The 19,791-nt window shown below is 47.5% G+C and carries 23 protein-coding genes; 6 read left to right on the forward strand and 17 right to left on the reverse strand.

Going from position 1 to position 19,791, the window contains the following annotated elements:
- The first annotated feature begins 61 nt into the window (after nucleotides 1-61).
- Together H4O21_RS18915 and H4O21_RS18920 are read left to right on the forward strand one after the other, a co-directional pair.
- Nucleotides 62-778: a cysteine hydrolase family protein gene (locus H4O21_RS18915; protein ID WP_182810455.1), complete on the forward strand. Its 717-nt coding sequence runs from the start codon at nucleotides 62-64 to the stop codon at nucleotides 776-778.
- 81 nt (nucleotides 779-859) lie between these two features.
- Complete coding sequence (locus H4O21_RS18920; RefSeq protein WP_182810456.1) at nucleotides 860-1,507, forward strand: Crp/Fnr family transcriptional regulator; 648 nt, start codon at nucleotides 860-862, stop codon at nucleotides 1,505-1,507.
- Between the two features lie 100 nt (nucleotides 1,508-1,607).
- Here H4O21_RS18920 and H4O21_RS18925 read toward each other — a convergent pair whose 3' ends face one another.
- Entirely contained in the window at nucleotides 1,608-2,621 is a 1,014-nt protein-coding gene (locus H4O21_RS18925; protein WP_182810457.1) for a phytanoyl-CoA dioxygenase family protein, read from the reverse strand.
- A gap of 203 nt (nucleotides 2,622-2,824) precedes the next feature.
- Nucleotides 2,825-3,511, reverse strand: a complete 687-nt coding sequence (locus H4O21_RS18930; protein WP_182810458.1) for a pirin family protein — start codon at nucleotides 3,509-3,511, stop codon at nucleotides 2,825-2,827.
- Between the two features lie 153 nt (nucleotides 3,512-3,664).
- Here H4O21_RS18930 and H4O21_RS18935 point away from each other — a divergent pair, with 153 nt between their 5' ends.
- Nucleotides 3,665-4,612 (forward strand): LysR family transcriptional regulator, encoded by a 948-nt coding sequence (locus H4O21_RS18935; RefSeq protein WP_220495742.1) that lies wholly within the window; start codon nucleotides 3,665-3,667, stop codon nucleotides 4,610-4,612.
- Nucleotides 4,613-4,794: 182 nt separating this feature from the next.
- Nucleotides 4,795-5,748, forward strand: coding sequence for an AEC family transporter (locus tag H4O21_RS18940; RefSeq protein WP_182810459.1), 954 nt, complete (start codon nucleotides 4,795-4,797; stop codon nucleotides 5,746-5,748).
- Between the two features lie 123 nt (nucleotides 5,749-5,871).
- On the opposite strand, the gene hypE is transcribed toward H4O21_RS18940, so the two are convergent.
- The 15 genes from hypE to H4O21_RS19015 all read right to left on the reverse strand — a co-directional run bounded on the left by hypE (nucleotide 5,872) and on the right by H4O21_RS19015 (nucleotide 18,256).
- Entirely contained in the window at nucleotides 5,872-6,921 is a 1,050-nt protein-coding gene (gene hypE, locus H4O21_RS18945; RefSeq protein ID WP_220495743.1) for a hydrogenase expression/formation protein HypE, read from the reverse strand.
- Between the two features lie 52 nt (nucleotides 6,922-6,973).
- Nucleotides 6,974-8,119, reverse strand: coding sequence for a hydrogenase formation protein HypD (gene hypD, locus H4O21_RS18950; RefSeq protein ID WP_182810461.1), 1,146 nt, complete (start codon nucleotides 8,117-8,119; stop codon nucleotides 6,974-6,976).
- 27 nt (nucleotides 8,120-8,146) lie between these two features.
- On the reverse strand, nucleotides 8,147-8,833 hold the full coding sequence (locus H4O21_RS18955) for a D-sedoheptulose-7-phosphate isomerase (RefSeq protein WP_182810462.1): 687 nt from the start codon (nucleotides 8,831-8,833) through the stop codon (nucleotides 8,147-8,149).
- Entirely contained in the window at nucleotides 8,830-9,120 is a 291-nt protein-coding gene (hypC, locus tag H4O21_RS18960; RefSeq protein ID WP_182810463.1) for a HypC/HybG/HupF family hydrogenase formation chaperone, read from the reverse strand. The genes H4O21_RS18955 and hypC (H4O21_RS18960) overlap by 4 nt, the downstream gene beginning before the upstream one ends.
- Nucleotides 9,121-9,155: 35 nt before the next feature.
- Entirely contained in the window at nucleotides 9,156-10,685 is a 1,530-nt protein-coding gene (locus H4O21_RS18965) for a sigma-54-dependent transcriptional regulator (RefSeq protein WP_182810464.1), read from the reverse strand.
- Nucleotides 10,686-10,739: 54 nt separating this feature from the next.
- A complete protein-coding gene (gene hypB, locus H4O21_RS18970; protein WP_182810465.1) occupies nucleotides 10,740-11,783 on the reverse strand; it encodes a hydrogenase nickel incorporation protein HypB in 1,044 nt (347 codons plus the stop codon).
- Nucleotides 11,784-12,125 (reverse strand): hydrogenase maturation nickel metallochaperone HypA, encoded by a 342-nt coding sequence (gene hypA / locus H4O21_RS18975; RefSeq protein WP_182810466.1) that lies wholly within the window; start codon nucleotides 12,123-12,125, stop codon nucleotides 11,784-11,786.
- Nucleotides 12,118-13,350: a hypothetical protein gene (locus H4O21_RS18980; RefSeq protein WP_182810467.1), complete on the reverse strand. Its 1,233-nt coding sequence runs from the start codon at nucleotides 13,348-13,350 to the stop codon at nucleotides 12,118-12,120. The genes hypA and H4O21_RS18980 overlap by 8 nt, the downstream gene beginning before the upstream one ends.
- Entirely contained in the window at nucleotides 13,343-14,299 is a 957-nt protein-coding gene (gene hybE / locus H4O21_RS18985; protein WP_182810468.1) for a [NiFe]-hydrogenase assembly chaperone HybE, read from the reverse strand. Before hybE ends, H4O21_RS18980 begins: the two co-directional genes overlap by 8 nt.
- On the reverse strand, nucleotides 14,296-14,526 hold the full coding sequence (locus tag H4O21_RS18990; RefSeq protein ID WP_255487378.1) for a rubredoxin: 231 nt from the start codon (nucleotides 14,524-14,526) through the stop codon (nucleotides 14,296-14,298). The genes hybE and H4O21_RS18990 overlap by 4 nt, the downstream gene beginning before the upstream one ends.
- 3 nt (nucleotides 14,527-14,529) lie before the next feature.
- A complete protein-coding gene (locus tag H4O21_RS18995; protein ID WP_220495744.1) occupies nucleotides 14,530-15,507 on the reverse strand; it encodes a hydrogenase expression/formation protein in 978 nt (325 codons plus the stop codon).
- A gap of 63 nt (nucleotides 15,508-15,570) precedes the next feature.
- Nucleotides 15,571-16,035, reverse strand: coding sequence for a thioredoxin domain-containing protein (locus tag H4O21_RS19000; RefSeq protein WP_182810469.1), 465 nt, complete (start codon nucleotides 16,033-16,035; stop codon nucleotides 15,571-15,573).
- Between the two features lie 171 nt (nucleotides 16,036-16,206).
- On the reverse strand, nucleotides 16,207-16,566 hold the full coding sequence (gene hypC, locus H4O21_RS19005) for a HypC/HybG/HupF family hydrogenase formation chaperone (RefSeq protein WP_182810470.1): 360 nt from the start codon (nucleotides 16,564-16,566) through the stop codon (nucleotides 16,207-16,209).
- A gap of 5 nt (nucleotides 16,567-16,571) precedes the next feature.
- Entirely contained in the window at nucleotides 16,572-17,273 is a 702-nt protein-coding gene (locus H4O21_RS19010; protein ID WP_182810471.1) for a HyaD/HybD family hydrogenase maturation endopeptidase, read from the reverse strand.
- A gap of 293 nt (nucleotides 17,274-17,566) precedes the next feature.
- Nucleotides 17,567-18,256, reverse strand: coding sequence for a cation efflux transmembrane domain-containing protein (locus H4O21_RS19015; RefSeq protein WP_182810472.1), 690 nt, complete (start codon nucleotides 18,254-18,256; stop codon nucleotides 17,567-17,569).
- A gap of 134 nt (nucleotides 18,257-18,390) precedes the next feature.
- Here H4O21_RS19015 and H4O21_RS19020 point away from each other — a divergent pair, with 134 nt between their 5' ends.
- Nucleotides 18,391-18,822 carry a MerR family transcriptional regulator gene (locus H4O21_RS19020; protein ID WP_182810473.1) on the forward strand — a complete coding sequence of 144 codons (432 nt, stop codon included), beginning with the start codon at nucleotides 18,391-18,393 and terminating at the stop codon, nucleotides 18,820-18,822.
- A gap of 126 nt (nucleotides 18,823-18,948) precedes the next feature.
- Nucleotides 18,949-19,701 (forward strand): response regulator transcription factor, encoded by a 753-nt coding sequence (locus H4O21_RS19025; RefSeq protein ID WP_182810474.1) that lies wholly within the window; start codon nucleotides 18,949-18,951, stop codon nucleotides 19,699-19,701.
- Nucleotides 19,702-19,791 lie beyond the last annotated feature (90 nt).

Consider the following 19,791-nt stretch of genomic DNA (forward strand, 5'->3'; position numbering starts at 1 on the left):
ACAGATATCAATCTCAATATTCTTTAGTGGTCACGTTTATCGGATTACAAGGAATATTACTATGAAGAAGACAATTATCGGACTGACTGCCGGGTTATGTATTGCGGCCAATGCCATCGTATCTTTTGCTGCAGATACCGTACTGCCCGTGCTTGATAAAGCTCAGACTGCCATTCTGATTACTGATCCTCAGAAAGACTTTCTGGATGAAGAAGGCAAATTGTTTGCACTGGTTGCTCCCAATATGAAGCGTCTGAATACCATTGAAAATATTGAAACCCTGATGGAGACAGCCAAAGCGACCAATGTTCAGTTAGCCATTGATCCCCTTGTTTACACCAAACCCGACCTTAACTGGTCTCAGGCAGGTACATTACAGAAACAACTGCTGGAAATGCGTGCCCTGTATGCAGATTCACTGGACCCGGCCAGCTTTGAAGGAACAGGCGCAGATTTTTACGAACCCTACAAAAAATATATTAAAGACGGCCAGACAATCGTTGCCGGTCCGCACAAAATGTATGGCCCGGAAAGTAATGATCTGATCTACCAGCTACGCTCCCACGGTATTAACACCGTGATTCTGGCAGGGCTTGTTGCCAACCTGTGTGTGGATTCTCATATGCGCTCACTGATGGAAAATGGCTTCAAAGTTTATGTGGTTAAAGATGCGGTCGCAGCCCCAGGTGAAGAAGCCTATAACGCAGCTCTGGTCAATTACAGCATGATTGCTAATGGAGTATTAACAACAGACCAGGTTACCCGGATACTTAACTGATTATTGATAAATCACCAAAGGTTGGCGTTATCAGCGCTCTGTGCATTAGCGCCAGCTTTTTATCTCCAGGAATACGACAAAATGAATCTCGTTAAGCAGCTGAGCAAAGAAGGTCGTTCATTATATCTTTCACAACTGACTACAAAGACATTTCAGCCCAATGACAGAGTTCTGGATCGTGGAGATACTATCTCGGGCGCATATTTTGTTTCAGACGGTCTGTTACGGGTTTATGCTATCAGCGAACAGGGTAAAGAGGTTACTCTGTATAATATTGCTCCGGGAGAAACCTGTATTCTGGCCACCAATAGCCTGTTTAATAACTTTCTTTATCCCGCCTGGGTTATCGCCGATCAACAAACCACTGTCAGTATGATATCCGGTGATATTTATCGGGAATTGTTCCGTACTGAAGCGTCTATCCAGAACATTACGATCAAAGCCCTGTCCTCGACAGTATTTGGCTTAATGTCAGAACTGGAGCAAAGCCATGTACAGACTGTACGCCAGCGCCTTGCGGGCTATCTGGTTATGCGATCATCTTCCGACTTTATGATTCATGCAACACAACAGAAAATTGCTGCAGACCTGGGGTCATCGCGGGAGTTTATAGCCCGTATTCTGGCTGAATTTAACGAGCTGGGTATCATCAGAAGCATGAGGGGAAAAATACTGATTCTCGATTGCTCCGGGCTGAATAGCATTCGGCTGGCAGAAGATAATGTCTAAAGTATATGCCACTCTGGATTTAATCCGTCAGAAAGATTAATCCATCACTTCCAACCAGATTGGAAGTGATACGGCTGGCCATCCAGGATTGATTTTATATTTATGAATCGCACAAAGGATACATATTAAGGTACTGGACGACCCTGGGACTCTGGGCAACGTTAGGGCTGCTGCCATGAGGTAATGCATGATGCCAGATAATCAGATCACCTGCTTTAGCCGCAATGGGCTTAACATTAAATTCAGACCAGTTCTGATTCTGAGGGTCAACGTCGGCTGGCAATGATGAAAGCCAGTCATCTATCTGCAAATGGAAGCCTGGTACACAGCTGAAAGCGCCCTGATTTTCAGCAGTATCAGTCAGATAAATTAACCCTTGAGTCCGGAAAGGAATTGGAGGATTAAAATGATCCATGTCCCAGTGAATACTCGGTCCGGGAAACCGCCAGGATTCTGTTTCAGGAGGGTTAACACTGACCCGATCTAAGGTCACTGTAAGATGATTGGTCTGCCAGATCTGCGCAAAAACGGCTCTGATATTTTTTTTAGCACGTATCTTTTTCTGAATCAGACCATCGTAGAACTGGACCATAATCAGTTGTTTATCATCATGATCCAGATACCAGCTGCCCGGATCCTGTAATGAAAAGTTCAGAAACGTACCAATCTCTTCTAATGCCTCATCGCATTCTTGTTGCGTCAGAACAGAAGGAATGACTATATAGCCATTTTCCTGCCAGAACATCATCTGCTGATCTGTCAGTACTGACTCAACATGATCTTTCTGCCCCGACAGAGAGGCAGCAGGCATCACCGCTTTTTCTAACCTCTGAACAACATCCGAATTAATACAGCCATCATTTTTAGATAACACAAAACTCTCAAAATCAGAAAGCCGGGAGGACTGATATACCTTCGTCATGGCAGGCTCCAGTCCCAGATTCAGCTCATCAATCAGAATGAGATCCAAAGGCCATTCCTGCTTCTGTAACCCTTGGTCTAACTGCCCGAGTTTACTTAACTGGTGCTTGTGCCAGAAACGTTTAAGATGAGGTATGCCAAGGCTGGAGGAGTCCTGACTATCAGGTAGTGCCTGTTCTGTAACCTGCTCCATACACAATCCCTTGATTAGTTTACTTGATAATGAACTCTATGCTACAACCTCTTCCGCTGTGATGAAACGATGAGAAACTGACGAAAACTGAGCAGTGTCACCCCTGTTATCATTTACTGTGCTTTTAACAAGAGTTTTCGGGACATAATCCGTCTGATAATCACAACTTTCATCATTAATTATCCTTAGAAAGTACTCTCAGATTATTCCTGATCATGATAGATAAAAATCACATGGCTATCATCTTCCAGTGCCTTATACTCAAGGCCATGATCGACATAGACCAGGCTTTGTGCAGCAAGCTTCTCTCCGTTAATCTGAGCCGCTCCATCAGGAAGATACGCCATAACTTCTCCCTCCAGACTGAATGTATCCCCTGTATTTGCCAGCCCGACGCTGATTCCGGTCTGACTATAAAATGTTGCTGACTGATTCTTTTTACCTCCGTATATTTTCGTCAGCTTGCCAGATTCAAAGCGATAGGTTTTAAAACCGGCTGGCTCCCCCATCTCATCTGGCAAAACCCAGATCTGAATCAACTGATTGCGCGCTGCAGACGGATTCACTTCATTATGAGAAAACCCTTCTCCCCCGGCACGTTGTACCTGTGCCATATTCTGTTGCAGATGACTACCATGCTCCAGTGACCCCTGATGATTAATCTCTCCTTTTGTCATAACAGAGATCACATCTATCTCTTTATGAGGATGCATTCTGGTTTCGCCATAGGGCAAAAAACTGGCATCAGCCAGGTAAACAAAGTTACCTAACCCATTAAAAGTCTGAGGAATTTTATGGCTGCCAAACACTCGCCGATCCGTCACAAAACGACGTTCTTCCAGGCCATTGAAACCACCCTGAGGTAAATCATGATACTGAAGTACTTTCATAACAATCCTTCCTGCTATGTTGCTGATTAATGTTTCTGTACTCAGTTTATCGATCTCTTCATAAGCTATAAACAAGTTAAAATAGACAACACTGTCCTATTTAAGGTAACAATAGCTTCTCGGACCTTTTAGTAACAAGGACAGAATAACGTCATGCTCAGAAACAGAATCACTGATATTAATGATTACCTGGTATTTGCCAGAGTGGCAGAACTGGGAAGTTTTACTCGTGCAGCAGCACACTATGAACTACCTAAATCCAATATCAGTCGAAAAATATCCAGACTGGAAACAGATCTGAATGTTCGTTTACTGGAAAGGACCACTCGTCGTCTCAGATTGACGGAAATAGGTGAGCAAGTTTATCGGCACGCAAAGCGTATTGAAGAAGAGCTAACCAGTAGTTTTGATAGTGTTGCCTCTGGTACACATTCAGTACAGGGCAAACTGCGTATCTGCACCTCCAATACCATAGGTATTGAGTTAATAGCGCCGTTACTGGCTGATTTTAATCAGGATTACCCAAAAGCTAACATTGAACTACAGCTGACCAACCGCCGGGTTGATCTTATTGAAGAAGATTTTGATCTGGCCATTCGGGTTGGCCATATTGATGATTCCAGTTTAATCGCCCGACAGTTGTACCAGATACAACTTCGGCTCTTTGCCAGCCCCTGTTATTTCGAAACACGACAGATACCAGGCCATCCAAATGAGTTAACCGATCATGCCGCTCTTCTGATGAATGCCGTCAGTAATAAGGCCGTCTGGCCGTTAACCCGGATACAGAAAGATAAAACAACGCCCGTTGAGTCAGCTGTATCTCAGGCATTATTTGAAACATACACAATAACGCCTAAGCTGGCCTGTGATGATTATATGGTTGTGCGTGAGGCCTGTATCAGAGGTATGGGCATCGCTCTGTTGCCACATTATATGGCAGAAGAGGCTCTGCAAGAGAAAAAACTGATACCTGTACTACCTGACTGGCAAGGGAACATTTTACCACTGTATGCCATATACCCCAGCCGAAAAGGCGTCACACCAAAGCTGAAGGCGATGCTCGGTTATCTGATATCACATTTCTCAGTGCAAGTCTGATGCAGAAGAAGACGCCCCTATGAAAATCATGCCAGCTCAACGTGATGACAAACAAACCTGAACACTCTGCCTCAACTCAGGCTCATTGAGTACATTTCCTCAAGATTAATTAACATATTTACTAATTTTGTTTTTTGCAGTAGCCTGCCATGCACCCAACACCCGATAGATAAGTTATTACCATGTCTGATCAAGCCGGTTTTGCCCATATTCTTTCGACCACCAGCCCTATTTTTATCCTGATACTGATTGGTTATTGTGCTGTACGCTTCAATATTCTACAGAAAGACGGTGTAAGGACACTGGGAGCGTTTGTAGTGAACTTTGGTTTACCAGCAGCCATATTTAAGGCGCTGAACGAACGCTCCTTTCAGGATATTCTTCATTATGACTATCTGCTGGTTTACGGCATCGGCTCTATGATGGCATTCACCACCGTATTTCTGGTTGCCAGAAAAGCACTGTCAAAGTCATTAACAGAAAGCACCATGTTTGGTCTGGGCGGCAGCTTTTCCAACAGTCTGATGGTCGGCTACCCTATTATTATCCAGCTGTTCGGAACCGCTGCACTGGTGCCTTTTGCTCTGACCTTGATTGTTGAAAACCTGTTGATGCTGCCCTTTATTCTGGCCTTAGCAGATACCGGAATGAACAAGAACGAAAGTTTTGCACGGGCAGTGATGCAGTCTGTCGCTAAGCTGCTGAAAAACCCTATTATTATTTCTATCGCCCTGGGGACTCTCAGCTCATTACTGTCTGTAGAACCACCGGCTGTCGCAGTAAAAGTGATTGATATGCTTGCTGTTACTGTTGGTGGGATCGCACTATTTACTATTGGTGGTATGCTGGTAGGTATCCGTATTAAAGGTATGCTGACGGATCTGAGTCTGATTGTACTGGCCAAGCAGCTGCTTCATCCATTATGCATTCTGATTATGATTTTAATCATGCCGCCTATGCCTCCTGTATTTCAGGGTGTTGCCATTACTCTGGCCTGTATGCCCATGTTCAGTATCTATGCGGTTATCGGTCTGCGCTATAATATGGGACCTCTTTGTGCTGCCGCTCTGTTGCCTGCGACAGTCTTGTCATTCTTTACACTCAATGTCGCTGTCTGGCTACAGTCCTCCTTGTAGCTCAGAGTTGCCCACCAGATTGACTATCCAGCGGATTGAATCTTCAGGATAAACAATAAAGGCCTGCATCATAACGATCAGGCCTTTATCCGTTTTTATCTATACCCTTATCAGTCACTGGCTTTAGCAGATGCGCGGCAACTGCTCACCAATCAGCATATCCAGAATACGTCCTCCACCCAGTCCCGTTTGCAGAGTCACGCGACCTGCAGGCCCTGACTCTACTTCACCAATAATCGCCGAGCCTTGTCCAGCAGGATGCTGACGCATCGCTTCAACCACAGTGCCAGCCTTATCAGCAGGTACGATTGCGACCAATTTGCCTTCATTGGCAAAATGCAGAGGGTCCAGTCCCAGAATCTCACACACGCCTCGTACCTCATTGCGAACAGGGATATCTGCTTCCTGTAATCGGATCGCAACACCAGAGCTTTCTGCAAATTCATTCAGTACTGTCGCCACCCCTCCCCGCGATGCATCACGCAGACAGTGAATATCCGGGCAAACCTCACGCATGCATTCAACCAGACCGTTCAGAGGCTGGCAGTCTGTCTCCAGTTCAACCTCCAGCATCAGATCACCACGAGCATTCAGAATAACGGCTCCATGATCCCCGACATAGCCATTAACAATGACCTTATCTCCGGGCTGGGCACGTGACGCCGAAATATCAGCACCTTCCGGAATCACACCCACCCCAGTGGTATTGATAAATAGTTTGTCGGCTTTGCCGCGATTCACAACCTTGGTATCACCGGTGACAATCTGTACACCGGCCTGATCAGCTGCTTTACGCATATTCAGCAGAATCCGACGCAGAGTGTCTATTTCCAGTCCCTCTTCAATAATCAGACCGCAGCTCAGATACAGAGGCTTAGCGCCGCTCATGGCAATATCATTGACCGTCCCATTCACGGCCAGAGTGCCAATATCACCACCTGGGAATTCAATAGGGTCGACCACATAGCTGTCTGTTGTCATCGCCAGGCGATTACCCTGCGCCACCAGCTCTGCCAGATCAATTCTGGCCTGATCTTCCAGCTGTGCCAGCTCCGGATTATAAAAAGCACCCAGCACCACATCTTCAATCAGGTCTCTCATGGCTTTACCACCACTGCCATGAGCCATGGTTATCACATCACCTTTAACGGTTCTTTTCGGCGTATAACTCATCACACTCTCTTTCATTCGTTCTTGTTATTTTTGCCATGACGGGTGAAAAATATTAAGCCAGTTGTTCCGATGGAATATGATCAGCCTGATTCACTTTGCCATAAGTAAAATAGGCAGAGCATGCCCCTTCGCTGGACACCATCAAGGCGCCCATCGGAGTTTCTGGTGTACAGGCCCGGCCAAATACCTTGCACTCCCAGGGCTTAATAACACCTTTCAGAACTTCCCCGCACTGACAGGATTTTGGATCGGCAATTTTCAGGTTCGGCAGGCTGAATTTTTGCTCAGCATCCCACTGACGATATTCTTCCCGCATCCTCACACCGGAATGATCGATAGAACCCAGCCCTCGCCACTCAAAAAACTCCCGTAGTTCAAATACCTGGCTTACCGCCTGCAATGCCTGACGGTTGCCCTCTGGCGGGACGATGCGACCATACTGATTTTCGACTTCACAACGTCCCTCATCCAGCTGCTGCATAATCATCCATACGGACTGGAGTACATCAATAGGTTCAAAACCGGCAATCACCATAGGGCGCTGATATTGCTGAGCCACAAACTCATAAGGTCGGGTACCGATAATCATACTGACATGGCCAGGCCCCAGAAATCCGTCCAGATGCAGATCCGGAGAATCCAGTACCGCTTTAATCGTTGGAATAATCGTGATGTGATTGCAGAACAGACTGAAATTGTCAATGCCTTCTTTTTCTGCCTGCAGTATGGTCAGAGCAGTACTCGGCATGGTGGTTTCAAAGCCTAAACCAAAAAAGACCACCTCTTTTTCCGGATGTTTTTTCGCCAGCTGCAAAGCGTCCAGAGGCGAATATACCATACGGATATCAGCCCCCTGAGCTTTGGCCTGTAACAGGCTTTTTTTCGAGCCAGGCACCCGCATCGCATCACCAAAGGTAGTAAAAATCACATCCGGCTGCTCTGCAATCGCCACGCAATCATCCACACGCCCCATCGGTAATACGCATACCGGGCAACCCGGACCATGAACCAGCTCGACCATATCCGGCAGCAGCTGTTCAAGCCCATAACGAAAAATGGCATGAGTATGCCCCCCACAGACTTCCATCAGTTGTAACGGACGTCCCAGCTGTTGCACTTTTTTATCAACCAGAGGGCGAATACGCTGTAACAGGGCTTCAGCCATCTGAGGATCACGGAACTCATCAACAAAACGCATAGTGTTTTCCTTCATTAATGGACTGAATTACAAGCGTATTTCTCTGGCTATCCTGTGATTAGCCAGCAGGGTATGCACCAGATCCCACAAAATATGGTAGGCCACCAGATGGCTTTCCTGAATACGATGGACAGAGTCACATTCCACCACCAGGCTATGGGTCAGCCTGCCGGATTGTTGCAGTTCACCACCATCCAGTCCCAGAAAGCCGATGGTTTTAATGCTCAGTTCAGTAGCCTTCTGTGCAACAGCCATCAGGTTATCTGAATTACCTGAAGTCGAAAAAATCACCAGCACATCATCAGGCATCGCCTGAGCCAGTAACTGACGGACAAACACATGCCGATAACCCACGTCATTAGCCACCGCCGTAATCGTTGACACATCTGCGGTCAGGTTCAGGGCCGGTAATGCCTGGCGGCCAGCGGTCACCGGATGCAGGAACTCCAGTGCCAGGTGAGCTGCATCACAACTGGAACCCCCATTGCCTGTGGTTAATAAACGGCCTCCGGCTTTATAAGCATCTGCAATAGTGCGACTGATCTGCACCAGAATATCGCCATAGTCATTAAAAAATTGCTGCTTAGCCGCCAGGCTTTCCTGCACTTTGATCTGTACCGAAGTCAGCAGATCATCATCAGATATCTCTTTAGCTGTCTGAGGGTTCATTCCAGGGTAAAAAGCACTTAACAGATCATCATTTTCACCACTCATGAGGCTGAATCCTCCACACTGGCCCGAATAGCATCCATTTCCTCATTCAGTTCATCCAGCTGAGATAACAGAGCCAGCGTATTCTGTGCCTCCTCTTCATCAATTCGACTCATGGCAAAACCAACATGCACCAGCACCCAGGCGCCCAGCAAAGATTCCGCATTTTCTCCCTCGGTCAGTACACAGGCGTAATTCACCTGACGCTTAACCCCACACACATCAACAGAAGCCAGTTGAGCCGCTTCATCGGTAATGGCCACCACCTGGCCAGGAATTCCCAGACACATTATTTTTTCTCCGGATAAGGCTTTCAAGCAGATGGTTAATTCGGCTGATCAATACCGTAACGTTCAATTTTGCTGCGCAGACCGACCCGGGATAACCCCAGTTCATTTGCTGCACGGCTCTTATTCCAACGGAATCGAAGCAGAGTTTCTTTGACAATACGGGCTTCCAGCGCTTCGATACGATCTTTCAGCGTCCCTTCCATGCCGCCCAGCATAGTCAGCTCTCTGTCCTGCTGATCGTCTTCCGGTGCCGCACGCAGTACATGAGGAGCCAGCAGCTCGGGGCCAAGCTCATCATCTTTGGTCATCACCAGCATACGACGCACTTCGTTTTCCAGTTCACGCACATTGCCTGGCCAATGATAGGCCTGCATACAGGCAAGGGCAGAAAGGCTGAAGCCTTTTACCGGTTTATTAAAATCCTGTTGTGCCTTTTCCAGAATGTTCTGAGCCAGAACAGAGATATCCTTGCCTCGCTCTCGTAACGGAGGCAGTGTCAGAGTGATCTGAGCCAGACGATAATACAGATCCTGCCGGAAACGCCCGGCCCGAACCTCTTCCTGCAGATCACGGTTGGTGGATGCCACGATGCGCACATCAATTTTGCGACGGCGATGACTGCCTACCGGGCGAACTTCCCGTTCCTGCAGTACTCGCAGGAGTTTGACCTGAAAAGCAGGCGTAATCTCACCGATCTCATCCAGAAAAATAGTGCCGCCATCAGCCTGCTCAAACAGTCCGACATGATCAGCGACTGCTCCGGTGAAAGCGCCTTTTTTATGGCCAAACAGCTCACTGGCCAATAGTTCATCTGGCATAGCGCCACAGTTTTCAACCACAAAAGGCTGATCTGCTCTGTGGCTTGTATAGTGGACTGCCCGGGCAAACAGCTCTTTACCCGTGCCAGACTCACCGGTAATTAATACGGCAATATCATAAGGAGCGACCTGAGAGACTTCATCGCACAACTGCTCCAGAGGACTATTCTCCCCCCGGCAGATTCCTTCCAGCTGAAAGCTGGATTTCAGTTTCTGTTTATGACGCTGCATCCGGCCTTCTGCCGTATCCGCCGTCAGGCGCATCTCATGAGCCAGTAACTCATTCTGCTGCTGCAACTGCCAGAGTTTCGACGCATTACCTACAGCCAGTAACAACTGATCAGGATGCCAGGGTTTGGTCAGGTACTGATAGATACCCGCCTCATTGATGCCTGCAATAATGTCTTCAGAATCCGTGTAACCGGATAACATCAGACGTATAGTTTCTGGCCAGCGCTGCCGTACCTGAGTCAGAAACTCGACGCCCGTCATTCCGGGCATACGCTGATCACATACAATGACCTGCACAGAACAGGATTCTGTATCGCTGCACTGCTCCAGTAATGACAAAGCATCACTGGCACTGGATGCCGTCAGTACATCAAAGGATTCATCCAGAATACGTTCCAGCGTTTCCAGAGATCTTATTTCATCATCAACCACCAGCACCCGTGCCCGGGTAGCGGTAAGGTCAAGCTCGGATGGATGCTGGTCATGCATCCTGTCCGGGGTTCGGAATTGGTTCATTTATCTGCCTCAGTCCGTTGCTACGGATCTTGTTGTCATTGTGGTGCAAAAGACTTAAATTGCTTCCAGCTGTCGCTCCAGGCCCGCCACCTTACTTTTCAGATCAGCCAGTTGCTGTTCCAGTCCAGCACGACGCTGTTGCTGAATCCATTCCAGCCATTCATCCATACCTTCTCCACTTCTGGCCGACACCTGAATCACCTGAATATTCGGATTCACCCGACGAGCGTATTCAATGCAGGCATCCACATCAAAATCCAGGTGAGGTAACAGATCCACTTTATTCAACAGCATCAAATCAGCGGCATGGAACATATCCGGGTATTTAATCGGTTTATCTTCACCTTCAGTCACAGACAGGATGGCAACCTTGCTGTTCTCTCCCAGATCAAATGCTGCCGGGCATACCAGATTGCCTACATTTTCAATATACAGAATGCCATTTTCCAGATCAGACCCGGACTGATCTTCTGTTGTCTGAACCAGTTGATCCAGTGCATGACCTACCATGTGGGCATCAAGATGGCAGCCTTTGCCAGTATTGACCTGAATGGCTCTGGCACCTGTGGCTCGAATACGATCAGCATCGTTAACGGTCTGTTGATCCCCCTCAATGACCGCAACAGGAATGCGCTCCAACTGACGCTTCAGTGTCTCCGTCAGTAAGGTAGTTTTGCCAGAGCCCGGACTGGAAACCAGATTCAGTACCAGCGTATTTTTCTGCTGAAAACGAGCACGATTAACCTGAGCATAACGATCATTTTTACCCAGAATATCCTGTTCAATCTGCACCATTCGGCTCTGACTTAACCCAGGCGCATGGGCACGTGCGGCCCCCTGGCCATAATGCAGATCGCCCTGATCCAGTGTTGGCCGAAACCCGTCTGCTACTGGCTCATAGCTATGGTTATGCTCTTGTTTATGGCCCGTATGGCTGTGGGAATGAGAGTGCTGACCATGAGAATGATCGTGGTGATGCTCATGGGAATGGCTATGATTGTGTTCATTATGATGATGTTCACCATGGCTATGAGAGTGATGATGGTGATGCCCTTCGACCTGGACATTGCCTTCACTGCAACCACATACTGTACACATCTAGTCCACCTCCAGTTCTTTAATTCTTAATTCTTCGCCGCCAGTTACCTGAACCTGATAGCTGCCACATTCGGGACAGGCCTGGTAGCGTTGTCTGACTTTAATTTGCTGACTGCACCCCAGACACCAGCCTGAACCAGGTAAGTCAATAATGTGTAAAACAGCCCCTTCTGCCAGCGTATTTCGGGTACAGGCATCAAAACAGAACCTGAGTGCTTCGGTTTCAACTGATGCCAGAGGCCCTATTTCCAGCCAGACCTGCTTAACCCGACTGTAATGCTGACTTTCTGCCTGATCCTCCAGCACCTGCACCAGACCTTCACAAATCGACATCTCATGCATAAATGCCTTCTCCTTCAATGCTCACTTCCACACAGGCATCCAGTAATAGTGTGAGCAGTTGTAATTGTTCTGAGTTGCCTTTTTCCAGCTCAACACAGGCCTGCCACCAGCGGGATAACACACCATGACAGGCAAAATTTCGCTCAGTAGGCGCCAGAATTCTATAATCCTGAACATCACGATTCTGATCCAGGCGACAAAAATGTAGTAATGGCCCTCTGGCAGTCATCACCTGAGCAACGGCATCAACGCCCCATTGCCCAGCAGAAATTTTAGCGTTCGCGCTCTGCAGTGAAAAGTCAGTTTCCACTAATGGTAAATTATTTTCCTGTAGCGCTTTAATCTGTTGAGCAATGATCTGCCGGTACTTTATCAGGCTATTAGCGACAATATCTTCTGATCGCTTGTGTATACTCTCTTGCCAGCGCTGGCTTTGCTGACAATCCCATTGGGATAATGGCCATTGGCTAACGGGTTTATTCTGATAACGGTGAAAGCGATCCAGCCAGTCAGGCGTTAACCTGGTTGAACTCTGTTTATTGAGACCTGCCGTAGTCGTTGGCACAGAAAAATCCTGTGCATCAAAGCTCAATGAGGAAGAATCTGGCACTGAAAACTCGTAAATAGCCGATAAATCCAGCCATTTTTCCCAGACAGATTCCGGCCAGCATTCAGCATACAGATGGCTCAGTTCTTCAGCTCGCTGATTTAGAATCTCTGTAGAATCGCAATGTGTGCAAGCCCCCTTTTCAACAGCATGGCAAGCTTCTTTCCACCGGCCAAACCATTGCAATATACGCTGCTGCTTCTGAACTGCTGAGACAGCTGCTTTTTTCTGAACACTAACCTGATTACGAAACTCTGCTGAATACCCTGTATTTGCATTAGAAAAAAACTGTTCCAGTCTGACCAGAGATAACAACGCCTCTCGTAACCGCTCTCCCTGAAACCGTTTTAGCTGCATCTCAGGTAAATGTATCTCTGAAGAAACCCAATCCCTGTTATCAGCTAAACGTCCTTGTGCAGTCTGCAGCTCAGGATCAGCTAACAAGGTTGCTGCCAGACAATGAGCTTCTGAGCAAAGGCTGAATAACCCGGGAATCATTACAGCAGCCTGGTTAATGGGCTTATTCATCAATAAACGTTCAACGGGCAATTGCTGCCGGGAAACAATATCCAGCCTTCCATCAGCTCCGGCTTTAATAACAATCCTCTGGTTAAACATGATCAGAGTCCTGTGCGGGTCCGATCTTCGAGCCTGATTCTGTATCTGCTCTTAATTCTATATCCGCTTCTGGATGCGCAGACGCTATCTGTCTCTGATCTGCCTTGTACTGTATTTGCTCTGATTTACGCCCTAAACCAAAAAAATGACGTCGGGACATATTGACCTCACCCTTTGGTTTAACAGCACTTTTTTCTTTATCTTCTGAGCGGTTATCAGAGCCTGTATTGCTATCAGCTGGAGCAGGGGATGAATTTTTTCTGTTTACACTCGCTGTATCAGCATGATTCCGCCATTGATCATCTGCCTGGTTAATTGATTCAGCAACAGAGGGAAAGATCTGTCGGATCACCTCATCAGCAACGTCCAGAGCAAAACCCTGAGAGTCAAAATCGGCCATCGGCGAAAACAGTGACGCACTGTAAAAAATACCAGTTTCCTCCTGAGAGCCCGCCACCAGTTCAAAATCACCGCCAGGAAGCGCGAGCAAATGTTTATTACCCTGATTGACTGACGGCCCACTCGCACACCCAGCACTTTCTCTGCTGCTTCTGGCTCTACTGTTTCTGATTTCAACAGACGGATTCGAATCAGACTGCAGTGACTCTGTCACCAGATCATCACCCACAGGCAGAAAAACCAGATTCATACACCAGGGAGTGATCAGAACCCCCGTCAGACCGATACCTGAAACCGGGTTATCGCCTTCAGGTTCACTCAGCCATAACCGGAAGCCTCTGAGTTCGACCTTCAGCTTCGGGTTATAAAATGGCAGATCCACCATACGCTGATCGGCATTCAGGTAACACTGTGCTAATTCAGACAGACGATTGCCGTAGCGATCGATCACTGCCTGATCAGAACCTGTCATCAGACTCAGTATTGTCTGATCTATAACCCGGTCATCCGAAACAGATGTGCTAGCTGCACTCTGAAGCACAGAATTCACTGATCCAGCACCATAAACTGATCTTTATCGCCATCACATTCAGGACAGCGCCAATGATCCGGCAACTGACTGAAAGGCGTGCCTGGTGCAATCTGCCAGAAATCATCACCCTCTTCAGGCTTATAGACATACCAGCAGATTTTGCACTCCAGCTGAGTCTCATCACTCAGCTTATTGTCATCCCCCAGATAACTGCCTTCAAACTGTGGCGCATTCTGACTCATCATCGATTAATCCTCTTCCGGCTCAGCCTGATAGGCCTGCTGAATCTCAATTAAACGCTCAATACTGTCTTCAATATCTTCTTTCGCAGCCAGCGCTACTTCAGGAATAGCACACACTTCAACAGTGTTAAGAATCAGCTGATCGCCAGAATTGTAGTACTGAACCCACCAGGTATTGGGCAGATGTGTCGCGGTAATGCGGCAGTTGCCATAACCACGGGAAAGAATCGTGACCGGACCAACGCCCAGCATCTGTTGGATATAGTCCAGATCCCGTGGCGAAACCGGCAGTAAACTCAGATTCACCACATGAGGAAACTTCTGCTTATCTGTACCTTCGTCAATGACACGTGCCGCCTGATCTCTGAGTTCAATCAGCACCATCGGCGCATTCATTACATCCACTGGCTTATCATTAAACCAGGTATTCAGATCAGGCAGTTCTGCGCTGTCAAATGCGGTACTGATCACCTGCTGAGGAATGGAGGCCACTTCAATCATATCCACCAGCATCTCACCCTGAGCATTCAGGCTCTGGATACGCCAGACACCCGCCAGAACAGTTTCCTGAATCTGCCACTTTGATACCACATCCTGTTCACTCATAGAGTCAGGCTCACAGACTGCATTCTGAGCCCCCATCCTTTGAGCCAATTGCCCCTGATCCACCAGAATACTGACTTCGCCTTCACCCAGAATCTGGCTCAGTAACTCAGTGCTTTTTTTCGGCCACTGTTTAAGATCCAGCTGTTGAGACTCACCGTTCTGCTCAAATTGACGCAGATGTATTAACAGAGTATCCAGCAACTGGCGCAATTCTGGCAGATCAGATACCTCCGCTTCATCCGGCAGAACTGGCATATCATAGCTGGCCATCTCTTTTGGCATCGGCATATAGTTCAGCACTTCGCCATCTTCTGACTCATCCTGACTGCCCGGCCCCATAGGCATATTGAACGCTGGAATTTGACCATCAAACATCATGAGTTACCTGTTTTCGAAAATTATCAATAAAAGCTGGTAAAGGGATAAAAACTGAATGAGCAATCAGTTGCTCAGATTAGCCAGAGGAATATCCCCGCCAGGATCAGCTACCGGTGTTTTAGCCAGAATAACGGGGATCTGCCTCAGATAGTCATCCCAGTTCTGAATTCGGCTAATCTGCCCCAGGTACCCCCCCCGCTTCAGGAAAACCAGCGTAGGCCACTCACGAAAACCGTAACGTTTCTGCCAGACTTTCTCGATTTCGGTACTCACCACAGCACCGCGGATATCCACACCCTGCGCTCTTAACCCTTCCAGCAGCTCAGGTAAAACCACAGCGATATCTAATGTCTCAGGAAAACGATGGGGCTGCTCACCAAACAGCAATACCTGGAACTCACTGGCCGCGGCCAGCTGATCCAGATCCTGATAGGTGTTCAACAATGGATAGTCACTTTCCACCAGCAATCGCTGGATCAGAGGATGTTCGATAAAAGCCAGAGGCTGTTCCTGAATAAAACTCATCATGCTCTCCTGCTCCAGGCCGCAACCAGAAGCTGAATCGGTCTGAACACTATGCTGTTCAGCTTTGTTATTGTTCTCTTACTCTGTTAACAGAGCACTATTTTTACTCTTCTGCCTGAGCTGACAGCTCTTCTATTCGGGCTGATAGCTCTTCTATTCGGACTGATGGCTCTTCTATTCGGACTGATGGCTCTGCTGTTCAGGCCGATGGCCCTGCTGTTCCGTCTGCTGATCAAACTGAGCTTGCAGATGCGGAGGTAATTGAGGTTCTCCCTGCAAATCAGCAAACAGACTGTCATCAAAGCTCTGTCCGTTCATAACGGCGCTCATCGCCTGCAATGCCTGCTGTATCTGACATGCTCGCTGCTCTGAGATCACTTCTCTTGCCGCTCCCAGAAAAACCAGCAACCAGTCCCCTGAAGTCACAGGTTCGACCAGCTGAATATCAATCCATTGGGGTTCACTATCGACAAAATCGCATAAAGCCCGTCCCGGCTCGACCTGACAGACCTGAGCAGGAATACCTATACACACAGCGGCTAATCCTCCGAAGTACTGAACTGACGGTTCAGAAAGCGAGCATCACCACCACGAAACGCGCTGTCCTCTGAAGGGCGTTCATCTTCATAACGGGCCAACTCCAGCTGACCAGGTGCCAGAACATCATGCTCAGGCAGAGGTGTCTCGCGGGTTTGTGGAACGATCTGATATCCGGCCAGAAAATCCAGCACCACATCCAGTGCAGGCTGTACCTGCTGCTTAACCGGCTCTCGCAGGCTGCCACCAAAATCTTCCAGTTCTTCTGGTTGTACACCGACCAGCAGGAGTGTTTTTGGCGCATCACCAGTAAATTCAGCCATCGCCAGAACTTCCTGAAAACCGGTCTGATGCAGGCTCATTTGCTTAGCCCCCATAAATTTAGGCACTTCTTCATCGCGCACAATTTTCATCGTGCCTGGCTCAAGCCCATAATCAATGGCATCAAACACGATCAGGATATCGGCCTGCTGAACGTGCTGAACAAGATAGATCCCTTGAGTACCTCCATCCATCAGCTTTACGTTATCTGCAAACTGATACTGACGATGCAGAGCTTCAATGCAACGCACGCCAAAACCTTCATCAGCCCATAACACATTCCCGATCCCCAGAATGAGTACTTTTGTCTTATCCGGCTTTTTTGTCTCACTTAAACAGTTTGTAGCGGTATTAATCACGCCAGGGGTGTTGTTATCTGTCATTGTTCTGCCCAAAGCTGAGTTTTTTGCCTGAGTTATGACAATTCAGTTAATCAAGGACCGTGCCAGTAGCCAGAAACGTACTGTCAAAGGTGTTACAGAGAGGGTTACAGTTAGCGGGATAACTGAAAGCTGGAAACTTACTATCCAGTTAAAACAAGAAAGGGAAAGCAAACAAACCAGAGCCGTTCCCCTTATAAGAATGGCCCTGATTCTATAAACAAAGCAGTTTAAGCAATGAGCCAGGCGGTTTAAGTCATCCTTCAGACCAGCCCCCCAGCCTTAACAAAACGCTTTTAGTCGGAACAGTGCTGATGCCCTGAATCCTGCGATGTATTATGAGCACACGGTTCTTTCGAGCTAGCGGTCGCCAAATGCTGAGCTTTTTTCTCTGCAATTGCCTGAGTACAGATCTGCCAGGCCGATGATAAAAACAGTCCGGCCATAATACCTGCCACAATCAAATCGGGCCAGGCACTATCAGAATACCAGACGCCAGATGCAGCAATCAGTACAATCAGATTACCAATAGCATCATTACGACTGCATAACCAGACCGAACGTACGTTAGCATCACCATCTTTGTAACGCATAAGAAGCAAGACACTGACCAGGTTCGCCACAAACGCTGCTGTGGCTACGGCCCCCATAGTAAATGGCTCAGGGGAGTTCATAACAAATACCCAGTATACCGTACTACCCAGTACCCAGGCAGACATCAATACCAGAGAATAACCTTTAAATAATGCCGCATTGCTGCGCACATTGGCAGCTTTACCAATCGCCCATAAGCTGATGCCATAACTCAGTGTATCGCCAATAAAATCCAGTGCATCCGCCTGCAATGCCTGAGATTGAGCCAGGATACCCGCCACCATCTCCACGCCAAACATAGCGCCATTGATCACAATAATCACCCAGAGGATGCGCTTATACACCGGATCTAACCCGGTAAATTCGGTATGTCCACAGCAATGCTGAGCCATTATTTCTCTCCTGTATCTTTCTTTTACTCAGAAGCAGAGCTTCTTAATCGGATAAATTAAGTCTAAACTCTCCAGTAACTAGAGGTTCAAGCCAGAATCTGAAAAAAATTTCATGTTCTCAGGGAGCAGTATGTATGGCGCAGTTTTACTCTATTGGGCAGCTATCAAAACTAACAGAATGTAAAGTACCAACCATTCGCTGGTATGAAGAAAAAGGCCTGATGCCAGAGGCATTCAGAACCGAAGGCAACCAACGTCGCTACACTGAGCGCCATCTGAATATTCTGCGTTTTATCAGACACTCGCGGGCGCTGGGATTCGATCTGCCTGCCATAGAGAAATTATTGAGATTAAATAGCGGTAACTACCGGGACCATATTGAAGCCGATAGTATTGCAAGAGAACACCTGAGAGATATTCGTCATAAAATCAGACGGTTGCAGGCGATGGAGGCCGAGTTATCCGAAATGGTACAAGGATGCCACTACGAAGAAAATCATCAGTGCCAGATCCTTGAAGTGCTGAGCAATCATGCTCTTTGTTCAGGAGAACATCACCACGATTAATCATTACAAGGTCTGTTAAAGAAAATACTTCCTAAAGACGATACCCAGCCTGCTTTTCCACTACGGAAAGACAAGAGAAAACATAACATCACAGCCTTACACTCAGAGCAGTTAAGGAGAACACCGATGCTGAATCTGTTACTTGTGGAAGACGACAAACACCTGGCTAACGGTCTGGCAACTCTGATCCGCCATAACGGTTATCACTGTACTGTTTTTAATAGCGCAGAAGAGGCCATGAATCACTGTGACAGTAACAGACCTGACTTATGTGTACTGGACAGAAATCTGCCGGGGCAGTCTGGCAATGAGCTGTGCTTATATCTCAAGCAACAATGGCCCGAACTGCCTGTACTGATTTTATCTGCCTGTAATGCAGAGAGAGATCGGGTTGATGCCCTGTTACTTGGTGCCGATGATTATGTTGGCAAACCCTTCAGTATTCCCGAATTACTGGCCAGAATTCAGACTATGGCCCGACGTATCCCCTTGTTACAAGCCCCAAAAAAATCATCTGCGGATCTTCCTCATGTTGCCGCCCCTGTGACCCGAGCCCGCTCAGATTCAAAGCGTTTTATGATGGATGACCTGACCATCTGTCCGGACAGTATGAGAGCTTATCGTAATGAACAGTCTATTGATTTAACTCCAAGAGAACTGAAAGTCCTACAGCAACTTTATCAACATGCCGGAAGCGTTATTACACGAGACAGACTGTTTGATATTGGCTGGGGGCGTGATTATCTGCCTGAAAGTCGAGCTCTGGACCAATCGATTGCCGTATTACGTGGAAAAGTAGAACGGGATGCCAGGAAGCCCAGAATTATCCGTACAGCCAGAGGAGCAGGCTATCGTTATGATCCTCCAGGTACATTGTAAAGGCATGCCTTTCCTGTTAGCCCAACAGTGTATTCCCTTTAATCCAGATATCCCGCCTTACAAATTCCTGACATAACACTTAAATTGCCC

Origin of the sequence: Oceanospirillum sediminis, from assembly GCF_014164585.1 — a bacterium.
GTDB lineage: Bacteria > Pseudomonadota > Gammaproteobacteria > Pseudomonadales > Halomonadaceae > Oceanospirillum > Oceanospirillum sediminis.

What these genes read in the sequence shown, in the direction of transcription:
- H4O21_RS18915 (WP_182810455.1), top strand. Translation starts at nt 62, where the DNA reads ATGAAGAAGACAATTATCGGACTGACTGCCGGGTTATGTATTGCGGCC.
- H4O21_RS18920 (WP_182810456.1), top strand. Translation starts at nt 860, where the DNA reads ATGAATCTCGTTAAGCAGCTGAGCAAAGAAGGTCGTTCATTATATCTT.
- H4O21_RS18925 (WP_182810457.1), bottom strand. Translation starts at nt 2,621, where the DNA reads ATGGAGCAGGTTACAGAACAGGCACTACCTGATAGTCAGGACTCCTCC.
- H4O21_RS18930 (WP_182810458.1), bottom strand. Translation starts at nt 3,511, where the DNA reads ATGAAAGTACTTCAGTATCATGATTTACCTCAGGGTGGTTTCAATGGC.
- H4O21_RS18935 (WP_220495742.1), top strand. Translation starts at nt 3,665, where the DNA reads ATGCTCAGAAACAGAATCACTGATATTAATGATTACCTGGTATTTGCC.
- H4O21_RS18940 (WP_182810459.1), top strand. Translation starts at nt 4,795, where the DNA reads ATGTCTGATCAAGCCGGTTTTGCCCATATTCTTTCGACCACCAGCCCT.
- hypE (WP_220495743.1), bottom strand. Translation starts at nt 6,921, where the DNA reads ATGAGTTATACGCCGAAAAGAACCGTTAAAGGTGATGTGATAACCATG.
- hypD (WP_182810461.1), bottom strand. Translation starts at nt 8,119, where the DNA reads ATGCGTTTTGTTGATGAGTTCCGTGATCCTCAGATGGCTGAAGCCCTG.
- H4O21_RS18955 (WP_182810462.1), bottom strand. Translation starts at nt 8,833, where the DNA reads ATGAGTGGTGAAAATGATGATCTGTTAAGTGCTTTTTACCCTGGAATG.
- hypC (WP_182810463.1), bottom strand. Translation starts at nt 9,120, where the DNA reads ATGTGTCTGGGAATTCCTGGCCAGGTGGTGGCCATTACCGATGAAGCG.
- H4O21_RS18965 (WP_182810464.1), bottom strand. Translation starts at nt 10,685, where the DNA reads ATGAACCAATTCCGAACCCCGGACAGGATGCATGACCAGCATCCATCC.
- hypB (WP_182810465.1), bottom strand. Translation starts at nt 11,783, where the DNA reads ATGTGTACAGTATGTGGTTGCAGTGAAGGCAATGTCCAGGTCGAAGGG.
- hypA (WP_182810466.1), bottom strand. Translation starts at nt 12,125, where the DNA reads ATGCATGAGATGTCGATTTGTGAAGGTCTGGTGCAGGTGCTGGAGGAT.
- H4O21_RS18980 (WP_182810467.1), bottom strand. Translation starts at nt 13,350, where the DNA reads ATGTTTAACCAGAGGATTGTTATTAAAGCCGGAGCTGATGGAAGGCTG.
- H4O21_RS18990 (WP_255487378.1), bottom strand. Translation starts at nt 14,526, where the DNA reads ATGATGAGTCAGAATGCGCCACAGTTTGAAGGCAGTTATCTGGGGGAT.
- H4O21_RS18995 (WP_220495744.1), bottom strand. Translation starts at nt 15,507, where the DNA reads ATGATGTTTGATGGTCAAATTCCAGCGTTCAATATGCCTATGGGGCCG.
- H4O21_RS19000 (WP_182810469.1), bottom strand. Translation starts at nt 16,035, where the DNA reads ATGATGAGTTTTATTCAGGAACAGCCTCTGGCTTTTATCGAACATCCT.
- H4O21_RS19010 (WP_182810471.1), bottom strand. Translation starts at nt 17,273, where the DNA reads ATGACAGATAACAACACCCCTGGCGTGATTAATACCGCTACAAACTGT.
- H4O21_RS19015 (WP_182810472.1), bottom strand. Translation starts at nt 18,256, where the DNA reads ATGGCTCAGCATTGCTGTGGACATACCGAATTTACCGGGTTAGATCCG.
- H4O21_RS19020 (WP_182810473.1), top strand. Translation starts at nt 18,391, where the DNA reads ATGGCGCAGTTTTACTCTATTGGGCAGCTATCAAAACTAACAGAATGT.
- H4O21_RS19025 (WP_182810474.1), top strand. Translation starts at nt 18,949, where the DNA reads ATGCTGAATCTGTTACTTGTGGAAGACGACAAACACCTGGCTAACGGT.